Origin of the sequence: Salinimicrobium tongyeongense, assembly GCF_026109735.1 — a bacterium.
In the GTDB taxonomy this organism is placed as follows: Bacteria; Bacteroidota; Bacteroidia; order Flavobacteriales; family Flavobacteriaceae; genus Salinimicrobium; species Salinimicrobium tongyeongense.
On record NZ_CP069620.1, the window covers coordinates 3338383 to 3353822 of the forward strand.

Here is a 15440-nt window from a genome sequence, read left to right on the forward strand (position 1 = left end):
TTATGGTAAATTTCCCTGAAAACAAGAAGATCATCCTTTTTGACGGTGTTTGTAATCTTTGCAACAAAACAATTCAAACCATCATTAAAAACGATGTAAATGACGTGTTTAGATTTGCTCCCCTTCAAAGTGACGTGGGCCGGCAAATTATTAACGAAAAAGGAATAGATACCGAAAATCTCGATTCAGTCATCCTTATAGAACCCGGCGTGGCTTATTATCACAAATCGACTGCAGCCATTGAGATTGCAAAACATTTGAAAGGCTATTCCTGGCTTAGATATTTTAAAGGCCTTCCTGAAGGTCTTCGGGATGGTGTGTACAGTTTGGTCGCCAACAACCGCTATAACTGGTTTGGAAAAAAAGAGACCTGTATGGTGCCCACCCCCGAGCTACAGGCTTTGTTCCTGAAATAAACTTTAAAGATTCAGGGTTTAAAGATCACGTTCAAAGCTGAATAATGGCCTTGGGCCGAGGAGTTGAGTACTATCATTTATTGCAGTATTAAATTTGCAAAAGATCATTAGGCTGAAAAATGTAAGCATATTCAGGCAAAGTCAGAGTGATCACTGAGCACCGAATACTGATCACTTATAACTCATTTAAGGTTGCTTAACAGAAATTTCAGCTTTTCATTGGTGTTTCTGTTTTGTTGGAAAGATTCAGGAAAATGGGTGTTCTTTTGGGCGAGCTCTTTTTGCTGAAGTTTTTCGATGAGCTTTGCATCTTCGAGAGCTACTTTTCCGGTGAGCAGCAGGCCCATATCCTTTCCTGAAGCATAGTAGTCATAAACCTTTTTGAGCCCGGGCAGATACTGGTAGTCTTTGGTGAAACCGCCGCCGCGGTGTGCTCTTAAGGAAATTAACCAAGATGTTTCCCTGTCAAGTTTGTACTGGCTGTACAGGAGGTCAAAAGTGTCACTAAAACTGTAACCTTTAATGAGGCTATCGGCAGCCAGCACGCGGTAAGCAAGTTCTTTTACCCGTTTTAAGCTAAGGCTGTCGCTCATATATTCACTAAAAATACCGAGCCCCGCCTGGGTAGGATGATTGTTGGCAAAACCGTGGGAAAAGATTCGCAACCTCTGGTCCAGCCCGTTGAAGGTGGTGAGCATACTCACCGAAATTTCGTGGTTAGACAGGATCTTAAGGTCGTTATCACTAAATTTCCGGTTCTTTTTTACCACGAGTTCGCCTGAATTAAGCGCCATGGCCGCTCCGGTAATACTGTTGCTCTGCCTAATCCTGAAATTGAAAGGGTATCGCTCTCCAAAAGCCTGAAAATATGCCTGCGCCTGATCGGCATTATAACGGGGCACCATTTCTTCGGCGTCTTCCTCTTTGTGGAAATGCAGGATGAATTTGGCATTTTTGACATCTTTCTCGGTAGGAGTACCAAATACCCGAAGCGAATTGTAAAAGAACTTCTTTTCTTTACCAACTGTAGCCACACACTGTACCAACCCCGAATATTCATAAACAGCATCGTGGTAGAGTTTGTAAATATCTTCATCGGGGATATCTTCCAGCCGCTGGCTAAACAATTGCCGCTGCAGGGTGTAAGGATCAAACTTCAGCTTCCTGTATTTAAACACAGGATCTTCGGAAAACTTAGACCCGAAAAACCGTTTTTTTTCCTGCTCAATATTCAGCGGATTCAAATAATTAAGCAGGTCGATCTCCCGTACGAGTCGGTCGAGGTTCTGGTCAATATCCAGAAGCGTTTTGTAGTAGCTGCGGGTTTTATCGGTCATTGCTGAAGAAAATTCAGGTTAAAAAATTCATCCCGCGCAAATACAAGAAATTCCTGTAAGCCTCGCAAGCTTTATCCCGGAAAAATTCCGAAGCCGCAAAAGGAACTTTCTGCTATTTTGCCTTCTTGATTTTTTCTTTTTTTGGGAGGTTATCATCCCATTTTCTTTCGTGTGGTTCGCCCAGTTTATCTACAGATTTGGCTACCATCATAGAAACAGCGGCATCTCCGGTAACGTTTACCATGGTACGGCACATATCCAAAGGCCTGTCTACAGCAAAGATCAGAGCCAGCCCGGCTTCGGGGATACCGGCCTGTGCCAGTACAATTACAAGCATCACCATTCCGGCTCCCGGCACTGCCGCCGAACCAATTGATGCCAGCGTGGCGGTGGCAATAATGCCCAGCTGCGCCCCAATTGAGAGGTCCATCCCAAAGGCCTGGGCAATAAATACGGCTGCCACTGCCTGGTACAAACTGGTCCCATCCATATTGATAGTGGCTCCAATTGGCAGTACAAAACTCGTTACTTCCTCGTGCACTCCAAGGTGCTCTTCGGTCCTTTCCATAGTAACAGGGAGTGTAGCCGCGCTCGAACTGGTTGAAAAAGCCAGAAGCTGTGCCGGGGCGATGCCGTTTTCAAAAAAGGCAGGAGGGCGCCCGGTAAAGATCCAGACGAGCATCATATAAACGCCAATCATTAACGCCAGCCCCACAAGTACTGTCACGGCATACATGGCCAGGGCTGCAAAGAGGTCGGCACTGGGCGATTCTACCACCAGGGCCGCCAAAAGGGCAAAGACTCCATAAGGTGCGGCCAGCATAATGAGGTCAATAAGTTTGAGAATAACTTCATTAAACCCATCAAAAAAGGCTTTTACAGGCTTGGCTGTTTCTTCAGGAATTAAAATGAGACCAATACCAAAGAAAATTGCAAAAAAGATCACCTGTAGCATATTGCCGTTATCACTGGCTGCCGCGAATATGTTTCCGGGAACAAGATCTTCCAGGGCCTGCAGCGGCCCCGCTTCTTTTTGTCGCTGGGCATCGGCGATACGTATGTTGGCATCACCTTCATAACTCGCAATAAGGTCATTTCGGGTACTTTCGGCAATTGCATTTCCCGGCTGAATAAGATTGACCATCACCAGGCCAATGCTTACCGCAATTACCGTAGTGGCAACATAAATGAGAATTGTGCGGGTTCCCATCTGCGATAACTTCGAAATGTCCTTTAAATCAGAAATCCCTTTGATAAGAGACGCAAGTATTAGGGGCACTGCAATTAATTTTAAGGCATTTATGAAGATATTTCCGAAAGGTTTGATCCAGTCACTAATAAATTCGGCTCCCCAGGAAAAGTTGGTCATTAAAAGGGCGAAAATCACCCCGGCGGCCATTCCCAACAGGATCTGCCAGTGCAGTGCTAATTTTTTCATACTATACTATCTCTGAAATTATATTTTTGATGTTTTGTTCAACAAATAAAAATCGGCCAAAACCAGTGCTGCCATGGCCTCTACAATAGGAATTGCGCGTGGCACCACGCAGGGGTCATGCCTGCCTTTACCTTGCATTTCCACCTCCTGGCCTTCAGCATTAATGGTTTTCTGCTTTTGCATAAGCGTGGCAACAGGTTTAAAAGCCACCCTAAATGTAATGTCCATGCCGTTAGAAATACCGCCCTGTATCCCACCGCTGAAGTTGGTTTTGGTAGAGCCGTCTGTGTGAAAAAGGTCATTGTGCTCGCTGCCTTTCATGGCAGCACCGGCAAACCCGCTTCCGTACTCAAATCCTTTTACGGCGTTTATGGAAAGCATGGCTGCGCCCAAAGCGGCGTGGAGCTTGTCAAAAACAGGTTCTCCCAGCCCTACGGGAACATTTGAGATCACACATTCCACAACGCCACCCACAGTATCTCCCTGCGCCCTGATCTGCTTAATGAAGGTTTCCATTTCCTTGGCAGTTTCAGGATCGGGACAGCGCACCGGATTCTTTTCTATTTCTGAAAGGTCAAGCTCCCCGAATTTCTTCTGAAGCCTTATATCCCCAACCGAAGCGGTATAAGCAGTAAATTTTACATCTTTCAGCAATTGCTTGGCGATGGCTCCTGCAGCTACCCTACAGGCAGTTTCCCGGGCAGACGACCTGCCGCCGCCCCTGTAGTCCCTGTTCCCGTATTTTTGATCATAGGTGTAATCGGCATGCGAAGGCCGGTAAACGTCTTTTATGTGCGAATAATCTTTCGACTTCTGGTTTGCATTTTCAATGATAAAACCAATGGGCGTGCCCGTTGATTTACCTTCGAAAATACCCGAAAGGAATTTAACGGTATCGGGTTCTTTGCGCTGGGTCACAATAGCAGACTGGCCGGGCCTGCGCCTTGCCAGTTCCTGCTGAACCTGTTCCACATTGATCTCGAGCCCGGCGGGGCAACCGTCAATCACGCCGCCAATTGCCTGGCCATGTGATTCCCCAAAAGTGACAATTTTAAATAGATTTCCAAAGGAATTTCCGGCCATTGAAGGTGATTTTGAGCAAATGTAAATTTTTAAGCCAAGATTTAAAAATGTTTATTTAAGCGCTTCGGCCATGATCACAACGGGATGGATGGCTTTTTTTCCGGTTCCGTCGTAAATTTGATGTCGGCAGCTGGTTCCCGGAGCAGCAATAACTGTCTCTGCGGAAGCTTTTCGCACTGCAGGGAAAAGCGTTTGTTCCCCAATTTGCATACTTACCTCATAATGCTCTTTTTCGTACCCAAAAGAACCCGCCATACCGCAACATCCTGAAGGAATTACGGTAACCTCAAAATTCTTCGGAAGGTTGAGCATCACAAAGGTGTTTTCAACGCCTGCCAAAGCCTTCTGGTGGCAATGGCCATGCAATTTGATACGCTTCTTTTCCGAAGAAAAGGAATTGGCAGTGATATTTCCGGCCAGTACCTCTTTCTTAAAAAATTCTTCGAGTAAAAAGGCATTTTTGGATAGCCTGAGGGCAGCTTCCTTATCATCGGCCAGCCTCAAATATTCGTCCCTGAAACTCAGAATTGCTGAAGGTTCCAGCCCAAGTAACGGACTGTCTTCAGAAATAAGGTCTTTAAATACTGAAATATTTTTGTTGGCTACTTCTTTAGCCTCCTTTAAAAATCCTTTTGAGATAAATCCGCGGCCACTTTCAGGATGTTCTACGATTTTCACCTCATAGTTAAGCCCTTCAAGGAGTTTTATTGCCGCCATTCCCACTTCAGAATCGAGATAATTGGTAAACTCATCGTTGAAGAGATACACTTTTTTTATGGGCGTACTAAGTTTGCGTTCATTCTTTTTGTAGTAGGATGTAAGCGTTTGGCGGGAAAGCGCAGGCAAACGGCGCTGTGGCGCGATACCCATTGATTTTTTAATAATACCGCCCGTAAGAGCATTTGAAAACACAAGGTTCGAAAAAGGGGAAAATCGCCAGGTTTTTTTGTTGAGGGCGGCATTAAATGCAAAGGCTTTTGAACGCAGCGAACTGCCGTTGGTGCTGTTGTACTGGTACTGAAATTCGGCCTTGTAAGCAGCCATATCAACGTTTGAAGGGCACTCACTTTTACAGCCTTTACAGCTTATGCAAAGGTCGAGCACTTCTTTGAGTTCTTTATGATCAAAGCGGTTGGGCTTATCAGAATTTGTCAAAAATTCCCTCAAAGCATTGGCGCGGGCGCGGGTAGTATCCTTTTCATTACGGGTAGCGCGGTAACTGGGGCACATGGTACCACCGGCTTCGGCTGGTTTGCGGCAATCGCCGCTTCCGTTACAATTTTCGGCACCTCGCAAGATCCCCTGAGAATCGGAAAAGTCCATTATAGTTTCAATTTCCGGCTCTTTTCGGCCCGGTTCATAGCGCAGGCTCTCATCCATGGGAGGGGCATCAATAATTTTCCCCGGATTGAAAATGTTCTTTGGGTCGAAGATGTTTTTTACCCTTTTTAAGAGGGCATAGTTCTCCTCTCCTATCATAAACTGAATAAATTCGGCACGAACCCTTCCGTCTCCGTGTTCCCCACTCATTGAGCCACCGTACTTTTTCACCAGGGCGGCCACATCTTCAGTAATTTTTCTGAAGAGCCGCACATCATCCTCTTTTTTGAGGTTGAGGATAGGCCGCAGGTGCAGTTCCCCGGCCCCGGCATGGGCATAATACACCGCATCCTGCCCGTAATTGAGCATTAACTCCGAAAATTCTGAAATGTATTCTGCCAGATCTTCAACGGCCACGGCGGTATCTTCAATACAGGCCACGGCTTTGCGGTCGCCCACAATATTACCAAGCAATCCGAGGCCGGCTTTTCTCAATTCCAGCGCAAGCTCTATAGTTTCATTCCGAAGCACGGGCATTGCATAAGCTAAGCCTGAATCGGTTAGGGTTTTTAAGAGTTCTGCAGTGCGGTTTGTCAATTCTTCTTCGGAAGCTGACCGTATTTCAAGCATCAAAATAGCAGCCGGATCACCTTCTATAAAAAAGCGGTTTTCCCTGTATTTGATGCTGTTTCGGGTACAATCCAGGATCACCTTGTCCATCATCTCGCAGGTAAAGAGCGAGTGCTGCATGGCCGGCACCACCGCCTGCAAACATTTCTCTAGCGAATCAAAATGTGCGGCGATCATCACTGCCTGTGAAGGCGGCAGGACGTCAAGCTGTAGAGTGATCTCGGTGGTAAAAGCAAGCGTACCTTCACTTCCGCACAACAGTTTACACATATTGATCTTATCCTCACTTCCACCGAAAACTCTGGCTGTAAGCAATTCGTCAACTGCATAACCGGTATTGCGGCGGTGGATTTCAGGTTTTGGAAATCCGCCTTTTATTTGTTCCTGAACGGCTTCAGATTTTAATTCGTCGTAAAGCTTTCGGTAAATCTCCCCTTCCATGGAATTTAGTTCCATTTTTTTTTGGAATTCTTCCGAAGAAATTTCAGAAAAAACAGCCTCTGAGCCATCGCTGAGCAGTACTTTCATTTCCAACAGCTTATCTCGCGTGGTGCCGTATTTGATAGAAGTGGTGCCACTGGAATTATTTCCTACCATCCCGCCTATCATACAGCGATTGGAAGTAGAAGTGTTGGGGCCAAAGAAAAGATTGTGAGGTTTGAGGTACCTGTTAAGATCGTCGCGAATCACCCCCGGCTGCACCTTAACTGTTCTACTTTCTGTATCGAGTTCGAGGATAGAGGTAAAACATTTGGAAACATCTACCACAATTCCTTCCCCTACACACTGCCCGGCCAGAGAAGTACCGGCCGTACGCGGAATGAGAGACGTATTGTTATCACTGGCAAAGGATATTAGCTTTTTAATATCCTCTACATTTTTAGGGTAAGCTACCGCCAAAGGGATAGTGCGGTAAACCGAAGCATCTGTTGCAAAAATCCTGCGCCAAAGCGCATCATGGTAGAGTTTGCCCTTCAAGTCTTTTTGAAGCCTCTGAAGTTTTTTATCCATAGGGGAAAGTGACATTTTTGCCAACTGATTAACAGGTCTTTATTAACATTAACATTTAATTAGCGGAACTTAGGAGTAGTTGGTTTATAAGATAGTCTAATTTTGTAGGAACAAATTAAATAAAAAGATATGAAAAAAATCGTTTTACTGGGTTTATGTATTTTTGGTTTTAGCCTTTTCTCACAAGCACAAAGTATTGCAGACCACGCTCTGGGTCTACGTTTAGGAGATAATGATGGTTTTGGTACAGAAATTTCTTATCAACACGGTTTGACAGAAAACAACAGGCTGGAACTGGATTTGGGCTGGAGAAGCAGAAATGACATGGACGCTTTCAGATTGACCGGACTTTACCAATGGGTGTGGAACCTAGAAGGCGGATTCAACTGGTACGCCGGTGCCGGGGGCGGATTAGGCTCTGTGGATACAGGTGATGACAGTGACTTTTTTGTTCTAGTTGCCGGGGATGTGGGTATTGAATACGACTTCGATTTTCCTCTCCTGCTATCCCTTGACTTTAGGCCTGAAATTGGATTTAGTGATTACAATGATGATCTTGGATTTGATATAGCACTGGGGATTAGATACCAGTTCTAAACAATTTCAGCATATTCGCAAAAAAAGGCTTTCAAAATTAATTTTTGGAAGCCTTTTCTTTTGGAGTAATTTCCAGAGCTTTTCTATATAGATCTTCATATAACGGAACCACCGAATACACATCAAAAATGAAAGCCTGCTTCCGGGCATTTTCCTTGAATTTTCTCAGGGTCTCATCGTCTTTTAAAATATGAAGGGCGTTCGCAGCCATTTCTGAAACCTCTCCCACATCGCTTAAATATCCTGAAAAGCCCTGCCTGTTAACCTCAGGAAGGCCACCCGTATTGGTAGAAATTACCGGAACACCGTTGACCATAGCTTCAAGGGCAGCAAGACCAAAGCTCTCTTTTTCTGAAGGCAAGAGAAAGAGATCGGAATAACTAAACACCTGGTCAATTTCGTGAGATTCTCCCAAAAACAGCACTTTTTCTTCCAGCCCCAAATCGTGTACCAGCTCTTCGGCCATTTCTCTTTCGGGCCCCTGCCCTACCATTATAAGCTTCGATTTTAGGTTCTTCTGAATTTCGTAGAAGATCATAATGACATCCCTTATCCGCTTCACTTTCCGAAGATTACTCACATGAGTAATGATCCTCTCATCACTTTGGGCAAGCATATTTCTCTGACAGTTGCTAATAGACTGGGTGTATTTTGTGGTATCAATAAAATTAGGGACCACATTGATCTCCCGTTTCACATTGAATAGCCGCAGCGTGTCGGCTTTTAGACTTTGAGATACCGATGTCACCACGTCACTACTGTTAATGCTAAAGGTAACTGCAGGTTTGTAGAACGGGTGGTTACCCACCAGGGTAATATCGGTTCCATGCAGGGTGGTGACCATTGGCAGGTAAATCCCTTCTTCTTCAAGCATCTTTTTGGCCATATAACCGGCATAAGCATGGGGAATGGCATAATGCACATGCAGCACTTCAATTTTATGAAGTTTTACCATATCTACCAGCTTGCTGCTTAAGGCAAGTTCATAAGGCTGGTAATGAAAAAGAGGATACTCGGGCACATTGACCTCATGAAAATGTATGTTGTGCGAAAGCTGTTCAAGCCTTACCGGCTGCTTATAGGTAATAAAGTGGATTTCGTGCCCCCTGCGAGACAGCGCCATCCCCAATTCGGTAGCTACCACACCACTTCCCCCAAAAGTGGGGTAACAAACAATGGCTATTTTCATGTATTAACGATCTATGGCTTCGTAAATGAGTTCCTGGATATTTGATCTAATGCTCTCCCTGGTCAATTTGTTGTTCTGAACTGAGGGATGAATTCTATTCGCTAAAAATACGTAAACTATTTCTTCATCGGGGTCTGCCCAGGTAAAAGTTCCGGTAAATCCGCTGTGCCCAAAGCTGGTCATTGAAACACAACCGCAGGTAGGGCCATAATTGTCCAGCTGTGGTTTGTCAAAGCCCACCCCTCTACGCACGTCATCCTCACAGTAGTAGCAGGTATTAAACTTATCTACAGTTTCCTGGTCAAAATATATTTTCCCACCATACCTGCCGCCATTCAGGTACATTTGCATGATCTTGGCCACATCATTGGCATTAGAATACAAGCCTGCCTGGCCTCCAATTCCTCCCAACAGCGCCGCACCTTCATCGTGCACATAGCCCTGCAAAAGCTGTTTTCTCCAAAAATTGTCATCTTCGGTGGGAACAATACGGTCTTTTGAAAACTTCTGAAGAGGTAAATAGGTAGTATTATGCGCTCCCAGAGATCGGTAAAAATGGTCTTGGGTAAGATATTCGAGGGAAGTGCCGTAAATATCTTCGAGGTAAAACTTCAGTAAATAAAACGGAAGGTCACTGTACTTATATGCCCTTTTTCGCTCTAGCGGACTATCCCTGATGACTTTAAGCACCGAATCCCTTATGTCATTTCTTACATACATTTCTTCGGCAATTTGAATTCCGAAGCCTCTATCCTGTTTACTGCGTATAAATTTCACATCGGGCCGCTTAGTCTTCTCATCTATGGTCATTCGGTGAAACGGGATCCAGCTTTGGAGCCGGGCATAATGCGACAACATTTGCAAAATCGTAATATCCTCTTTATTGCTGCCGCGGAAATAAGGCAGCATCTCCCCTAAAGTCGTATCGAGGTCAATCTCATCCTGGTCTACCAGCTCCATTAAAAGCGGAAGGCTGGCCAGTATTTTTGTAAGCGAAGCAAGATCGTAAACATCTGAAGCTTTTACAGGAATTTCATTATCATAGGTGTGATAGCCAGCATTCCTTTCGTAAATGACCTTACCTTTTCGCGCTACGAGCACCTGCAGGCCGGGGGTCATTTTTTCATCTATTGCCTTATCTACAAGCTGGTCAATCTTTCTTAACTTATATGAATTCATTCCCACCTGCTCTGGCACCCCATAAGACAGCCGGTTAAGGCTGCCTGTTTTGTAGCCGGTACCAACAGGAAAATTATTCCCGGCACTTACCGGCAGCTTTCCTTTAGCCTCCAAAGCTCCAAAAATCACCTGCGCTGCCTTTTGCTGCGCAAGTTGAGTGTTTTGATATGCCACCTGAATGGCTTCAAAATTCCCGGTGGTTCGCAAATCCAGCAAAGCATACGGACTCGTAAAAACATTAAGGATCACCCTGTTCTTCCTCGCAATCTCATACAACCAAGTTTGCTGTTTGTCATTCATTTTGAATCCGCTCCAGGGTGATGCCGAAGACTGGTGGTAACCAATAATCACCTGGTTATAAGATTCAAGCCTGTCAAGCAGTTCATTCAGTTTTTCTGCGGAAACCGAATCTACCTGCGCATAGCGGTTTAACTGCTCAAAAAAGGCATTTCCGGGGTCTTCTCCAAAATGAACATAGGCAATCTTGCTGGTCTCCAGGTCACGAATTGGGATGAGCGACCGGTCATTCTTGATCACCGTCATTGCATTTTCATACAACTTATGCGCCAGCACCTCATTGCGGATGCTGTTAAGGTCATCAATGATGTATGTAGGGTCTACAGCCTCATAGTTGTGCAGGCCAGCCTTGTATTTGGCAAAAAGTATCTTTCTTACCGAATGCTTCAGGCGCTCTTCAGTAATTAATCCTTTATTAAAAGCCTCTATGATCATTTCTGAAGCTTTGGGCACATCTTCTGAAAAAAGTAAAATATCATTACCCGCTAAAAAGGCCGCCAGTTCTATTTCTCCCGGCTCATCAAAATTGGCCACCCCCTTCATGTTGAGCGCGTCAGTAATGATAAGTCCGTTAAAACCCAATTCTTCTTTGAGAATTCCCGTAACAATTTCATGCGACAAACTTGACGGAAAGTCGCTGCGTTCTTCAAGACTGGGAACGTTAAGATGGGCCACCATGATACTTCCAAGGCCTTCAGAAATCAATTTTCGGTAAGGAAACAGTTCCTCCCTAAAGATCCTGTCTTTAGAGAAATCTATAGTAGGCAGGGTTTTATGAGAATCCCTTTCGGTATCGCCATGCCCCGGAAAGTGTTTGGCGCTTCCAAGCACCCCTTCCCTTTGCATACCTTTTATGAAAGCAATAGATTTACTGGCAACATTATTTTTATCCTCACCAAAAGACCTGTTGCCAATAATAGGGTTTTTGGGGTTGGTATTAATATCCACAACCGGCGCAAAGTTCATGTGCACCCCCATTCTTTTGGAGTGTTTTGCTATACTCGCGCCCACTTCGGTTATTAAACTCTCATCTCTTAATCCTCCCAGGGTCATATTCCACGGAAAGGCATAAGTAGAATCAAGCCGCATTGCCAACCCCCATTCGGCATCCATACCAATAAGCAGGGGGATTCTGGAAATTTCCTGAAGTTCATTCTGAAGCTTTACCTGCCTTTTAGGGCCGCCTTTTGAGAAAATGACTCCTCCAACATGCTGCTGCGCCACCAGTTCTCTCGCTTTTTCAATTCTTGATTCAGGGTCTGAAGAGAACACATCAATCATAAAAAGCTGCCCCACTTTTTCCTGTAACGACATGGCGTTATAAATGCTGTCTACCCATTGCCGCTGCTGCTCTACATCTTCAGCAATTAAAGGCCGACTTTGGGAATAGGAAATTTGGCAAATAAAGCCAAGGGCCAGAAAAAGCCCTGAAAATTTGCGGATACTAAAATTCATTAATTAAGAAAGCGCTTGTGCCAGCTTTCAGATGCAGGCACTTCCCAGTCTGAAAGATATTCGGCTTTGTTATTTACAAGATTGTTAAAGACAATGGTTTTTGGAGAAACGGCTTTATCTTTTGCCATTTTTCGGAAGTCGGTAAGCGTTTTATAAGCCACAAACTCTCCCTGCTTATAGGAAACATTCATCTTATCGAGCAGATCGACCTTGTACTCCTGCTCCAGCTGCTGAATAAACCGCACCGACTCATCTATGGAACATCCGGTAGCAGCGTTCAGTTTCTGATCGAGCGCCAGGATGATGAACCGCCTGTAACGCATTTCAAATGAAGCTTTAAGGTTTGCGCCATGGGCTGTCCACTGCTCTATGAATTGTTCAAGTTTTTGTTTAATTTCAGCTTGCTCTTCTTCTGTAAAAGAGCGATTTGCCTGATAAATCCAAACGCGGGAACTCTCAGGTAAAGTATCAAATGGGACAAACATTATGTGGAAATTTTAGAGTTACAAAAATAAGAGATTTGAACGCTGGAAACCAATTCGAGAAGGTTAAAGTTGTAGTATTCCTCCCAGATTTAAAAGAATTATTGTTTCTGAAAAACCTGGCTCAATTCGCTGATTTAAATCATAATTTCAAAGCCTGAGCTCTCCTAATTTTGTTCTATGGAAACGAAGCAAAAAGAACTTTTTGAGGCCGCCAGGGCACTGGGCTTTTCTGCCGAAGCTCATCACCTGCACGATTTGACCGCCTGGTTGCGAGAAGAAAAACACATTCACGTGGAAATTGGTGCCATTTGGGATGAGCTTACCAATCATGTAGAATCTTATGCCTTTACCATTACTGCTCCAATAAGTACATATTACATAGAACCCATCTATGAAGCGGGAGGAAAAACATATTTTGAAATGCTTTTAAAAGGCTTGTCAAAAGCTCTTTTCATCCTGAAACAATACAACAGCCAAAAACATATTGAGGTTGCAGATGATGATGTGGTGATCGCATATTTAAAGGGCTACGGCGATAAAGGAAAGCAGGTTTTAACCCCTAAATACTTCACAAACCTCGAAAAATACGCTTATCTACAGGGGAAGCAGGGAGATTACATTGAAGAAGGCTTAACTGAAGATGATATCATAATTTTGGTGAAAAACCTTCGGCCGGAAGACGTACACCTAAAATTAGAAAAAGACTGATCCAAAAAAGAGGTGCCAAAAATGGACTAGCCCCCAAAAGTTGGACGGTTTAAAATTTAATTTGATTTTTCTATATGAGCTCGATATTGTATCGGGCTCATTCCTTTTAGGTTGAGTCTTATCCTGTCATAATTATAATATTGTATGTATTCTGTTATATCGCGTTTTAATTGCTCGACAGAGGTGTATTGGTTTAGATAATACAGCTCAGATTTTAATGTTCCAAAGAAGTTTTCTGCTATAGCGTTGTCTAAGCAGTTTCCTTTTCTGGACATACTTTGTGTGATGTTCTTTTCCTTTAGGGTATTTTGGTATTGCTTCATTTGATACTGCCAACCTTGATCAGAATGAAGGATAAGCCCTGGTTTCTTCTGTTTGCTGCACTTATTAATCATATCCATTACCTGTTTAAAATTAGGTTTTTCGGAGATTGTAAAACTCAGCACTTCTCCATTAAAGAGATCTATAACAGGCGATAAATAGAGCTTTTTGTCCTTGACTTTAAACTCTGTGACGTCAGTTGCCCACTTCAAATTAGGCCTATCAGCTTTAAAATTTTGCTTTAGTAAATTAGCCGCTATTTTCCCCTCGGAGCCTCTATAGGATGAGTATTTTTTGACCCTTATCAGGCTACTTATCCCGAGCTCCTGCATAAGCCTAAAGACAGTCTTATGATTAATTACATAGCCTTTCCTCCTGAGATCCAAGTTGATTCTCCTATACCCGTAACGACCTTTGTGGAAGTCATAAACAGATTTAATCTCCTCACGTAATGTTTCGTATTTATCATTCTTACCGGCTTTTAAATGATAATAGAAAGTGCTTCGTGCCATCCCTGCATGCTTTAGTAGCTTTTCTAATGCATGCTCTTGCCTTAATTCCTGGATGATTTGCGTTTTTCTTCTTTCTCTTTTTCTGATTGAACTAAGGCATGAAGCTTTTTTAGGTAAGCATTTTCTGCTTTAAGATCAGCTAACTCATCCAAGAGTTGCTCCTCTCTGGTCATAGGTTTTTTGGGCTTTCTAGGCATAGATTTAATTCTTCCTCTATTTTCTATTGATAAACCTTCCCGCCCTTTCTCATTATAAACCTTTACCCATTTCACTAAAGTTTCCGAAGAAGGAATCTTAAAGAGCACACAAGTCTGCTGAAAAGATAAAGAATTCTCTTTCATCTTTTGTATCACCTTTACCTTAAATTTTGGAGAATATTTGTTTCTAATTGGCTTCAGTCCTTTTGACCCATGAGCTCTGTAAAAGGAAACCCATCTTCGAACCATTGATTCACCCAGGTTGTACTTCAAGCTAACAGCATAGGCTGATAAACCTTCATTTACCACTTCTTTGACTACCGCCTTTTTAAAGTTGTAATCGTGTTTGATTTTTCTACTCATAAAAATGCCCCCAATAAAGTGTCTAACTTTTTGGGGGCACTCTAAAAATGACATTTTTGGCACCTCTTTTTGGAATTTTTCTGTTACTACAAATCTTCGGCAGTAGCGATCATTTCAGCAATATCCATGACAGCGATATTGTCTTCCCTGTTCTTGGCTTTTACCCCATCGGTCATCATCGTGTTGCAGAAAGGGCAACCTGCGGCAATAACTTCGGGTTTTACGTCTATAGCCTGCTCGGTACGGGCAACATTTACGTCTTCCTTACCGGGTTCGGGTTCCTTGAACATCTGGGCACCGCCTGCGCCACAACACATGGCATCTTTTTTACACCGCTTCATCTCTACCAGCTCCACTTCAAGCTTTCTTAACAGGTCGCGCGGGGCTTCATAAATGCCATTTCCACGGCCAAGGTAACAAGGGTCGTGAAAAGTGATCCTTTTTCCTTTAAATTTCCCGCCTTCAACTGTTAACCTGCCTTCTTCCAGCAAAGACTTTAAAAAAGTGGTGTGGTGCATCACTTCATAATTACCTCCAAGGCCCGGGTATTCATTCTTGATAATATTGAAGCAGTGCGGACAGGTGGTTACGATCTTCTTGATCTCATACCCGTTCAAAACTTCAATATTTCCGGCAGCCTGCATCTGATAAAGAAATTCATTTCCGGCACGTTTGGCAGGATCTCCGGTGCAGCTCTCTTCGGTTCCCAAAACAGCGAAATCTACCTTAGCTTTATTCAGAAGCCTTACAAAAGCTTTGGTTATTTTTTTTGCTCGGTCGTCAAAGCTTCCGGAACAACCTACCCAAAAAAGGACTTCCGGTTGCTTTCCTTCGGCCATAAACTCTGCCATTGTTGGCACTTTAATATTTTCTGCCATTGTATTTTATGTTACAGCCCCAAA

13 protein-coding genes are annotated in these 15440 nt (G+C 43.8%); 3 read left to right on the forward strand and 10 right to left on the reverse strand.

The annotated features are described in order from the left end of the window. Window positions 1-2 precede the first annotated feature (2 nt). Window positions 3-416, forward strand: coding sequence for a thiol-disulfide oxidoreductase DCC family protein (locus JRG66_RS14850; RefSeq protein WP_265163545.1), 414 nt, complete (start codon window positions 3-5; stop codon window positions 414-416). A gap of 182 nt (window positions 417-598) precedes the next feature. Here JRG66_RS14850 and JRG66_RS14855 read toward each other — a convergent pair whose 3' ends face one another. From JRG66_RS14855 to JRG66_RS14870, 4 genes are all read right to left on the reverse strand, one after another. Next, window positions 599-1753, reverse strand: coding sequence for a peptidase MATCAP family protein (locus tag JRG66_RS14855; protein WP_265163546.1), 1155 nt, complete (start codon window positions 1751-1753; stop codon window positions 599-601). 112 nt (window positions 1754-1865) lie between these two features. Then, a complete protein-coding gene (locus tag JRG66_RS14860) occupies window positions 1866-3191 on the reverse strand; it encodes a dicarboxylate/amino acid:cation symporter (RefSeq protein WP_265163547.1) in 1326 nt (441 codons plus the stop codon). Between the two features lie 18 nt (window positions 3192-3209). Next, window positions 3210-4274, reverse strand: coding sequence for a chorismate synthase (aroC, locus tag JRG66_RS14865; protein ID WP_265163548.1), 1065 nt, complete (start codon window positions 4272-4274; stop codon window positions 3210-3212). Window positions 4275-4325: 51 nt separating this feature from the next. After that, entirely contained in the window at window positions 4326-7235 is a 2910-nt protein-coding gene (locus JRG66_RS14870; protein WP_265163549.1) for an FAD-binding and (Fe-S)-binding domain-containing protein, read from the reverse strand. A gap of 129 nt (window positions 7236-7364) precedes the next feature. Here JRG66_RS14870 and JRG66_RS14875 point away from each other — a divergent pair, with 129 nt between their 5' ends. Next, window positions 7365-7832: a hypothetical protein gene (locus JRG66_RS14875; RefSeq protein WP_265163550.1), complete on the forward strand. Its 468-nt coding sequence runs from the start codon at window positions 7365-7367 to the stop codon at window positions 7830-7832. Window positions 7833-7869: 37 nt separating this feature from the next. Here the strand turns inward: JRG66_RS14875 and bshA are convergent, their stop codons facing one another. Genes bshA through JRG66_RS14890 form a run of 3 tightly spaced genes read right to left on the reverse strand, consistent with a single transcriptional unit; the run spans window position 7870 to window position 12437 of the window. Then, complete coding sequence (gene bshA, locus JRG66_RS14880) at window positions 7870-9021, reverse strand: N-acetyl-alpha-D-glucosaminyl L-malate synthase BshA (protein ID WP_265163551.1); 1152 nt, start codon at window positions 9019-9021, stop codon at window positions 7870-7872. A 3-nt stretch (window positions 9022-9024) separates the two neighbouring features. Further along, entirely contained in the window at window positions 9025-11952 is a 2928-nt protein-coding gene (locus tag JRG66_RS14885; RefSeq protein ID WP_265163552.1) for a serine hydrolase domain-containing protein, read from the reverse strand. Further along, a complete protein-coding gene (locus JRG66_RS14890; protein WP_265163553.1) occupies window positions 11952-12437 on the reverse strand; it encodes an ABC transporter ATPase in 486 nt (161 codons plus the stop codon). The genes JRG66_RS14885 and JRG66_RS14890 overlap by 1 nt, the downstream gene beginning before the upstream one ends. Window positions 12438-12614: 177 nt before the next feature. Here JRG66_RS14890 and JRG66_RS14895 point away from each other — a divergent pair, with 177 nt between their 5' ends. Then, on the forward strand, window positions 12615-13145 hold the full coding sequence (locus JRG66_RS14895) for a hypothetical protein (protein WP_265163554.1): 531 nt from the start codon (window positions 12615-12617) through the stop codon (window positions 13143-13145). Between the two features lie 56 nt (window positions 13146-13201). Here the strand turns inward: JRG66_RS14895 and JRG66_RS15730 are convergent, their stop codons facing one another. Genes JRG66_RS15730 through JRG66_RS14910 form a run of 3 tightly spaced genes read right to left on the reverse strand, consistent with a single transcriptional unit; the run spans window position 13202 to window position 15416 of the window. Further along, window positions 13202-14065: an IS3 family transposase gene (locus JRG66_RS15730; RefSeq protein ID WP_307726326.1), complete on the reverse strand. Its 864-nt coding sequence runs from the start codon at window positions 14063-14065 to the stop codon at window positions 13202-13204. Then, entirely contained in the window at window positions 14020-14592 is a 573-nt protein-coding gene (locus JRG66_RS15735; RefSeq protein WP_265163555.1) for a helix-turn-helix domain-containing protein, read from the reverse strand. Before JRG66_RS15735 ends, JRG66_RS15730 begins: the two co-directional genes overlap by 46 nt. 32 nt (window positions 14593-14624) lie before the next feature. Beyond that, the gene (locus tag JRG66_RS14910; protein WP_265163556.1) at window positions 14625-15416 is read right to left on the reverse strand and encodes a (Fe-S)-binding protein; all 792 of its coding nucleotides are present in this window, start codon (window positions 15414-15416) and stop codon (window positions 14625-14627) included. Window positions 15417-15440 lie beyond the last annotated feature (24 nt).

Bases quoted from the DNA above. Each gene is read 5' to 3' on its own strand.
- JRG66_RS14850 (WP_265163545.1), top strand. From the start codon at position 3: ATGGTAAATTTCCCTGAAAACAAGAAGATCATCCTTTTTGACGGTGTT.
- JRG66_RS14855 (WP_265163546.1), bottom strand. From the start codon at position 1,753: ATGACCGATAAAACCCGCAGCTACTACAAAACGCTTCTGGATATTGAC.
- JRG66_RS14860 (WP_265163547.1), bottom strand. From the start codon at position 3,191: ATGAAAAAATTAGCACTGCACTGGCAGATCCTGTTGGGAATGGCCGCC.
- aroC (WP_265163548.1), bottom strand. From the start codon at position 4,274: ATGGCCGGAAATTCCTTTGGAAATCTATTTAAAATTGTCACTTTTGGG.
- JRG66_RS14870 (WP_265163549.1), bottom strand. From the start codon at position 7,235: ATGGATAAAAAACTTCAGAGGCTTCAAAAAGACTTGAAGGGCAAACTC.
- JRG66_RS14875 (WP_265163550.1), top strand. From the start codon at position 7,365: ATGAAAAAAATCGTTTTACTGGGTTTATGTATTTTTGGTTTTAGCCTT.
- bshA (WP_265163551.1), bottom strand. From the start codon at position 9,021: ATGAAAATAGCCATTGTTTGTTACCCCACTTTTGGGGGAAGTGGTGTG.
- JRG66_RS14885 (WP_265163552.1), bottom strand. From the start codon at position 11,952: ATGAATTTTAGTATCCGCAAATTTTCAGGGCTTTTTCTGGCCCTTGGC.
- JRG66_RS14890 (WP_265163553.1), bottom strand. From the start codon at position 12,437: ATGTTTGTCCCATTTGATACTTTACCTGAGAGTTCCCGCGTTTGGATT.
- JRG66_RS14895 (WP_265163554.1), top strand. From the start codon at position 12,615: ATGGAAACGAAGCAAAAAGAACTTTTTGAGGCCGCCAGGGCACTGGGC.
- JRG66_RS15735 (WP_265163555.1), bottom strand. From the start codon at position 14,592: ATGTCATTTTTAGAGTGCCCCCAAAAAGTTAGACACTTTATTGGGGGC.
- JRG66_RS14910 (WP_265163556.1), bottom strand. From the start codon at position 15,416: ATGGCAGAAAATATTAAAGTGCCAACAATGGCAGAGTTTATGGCCGAA.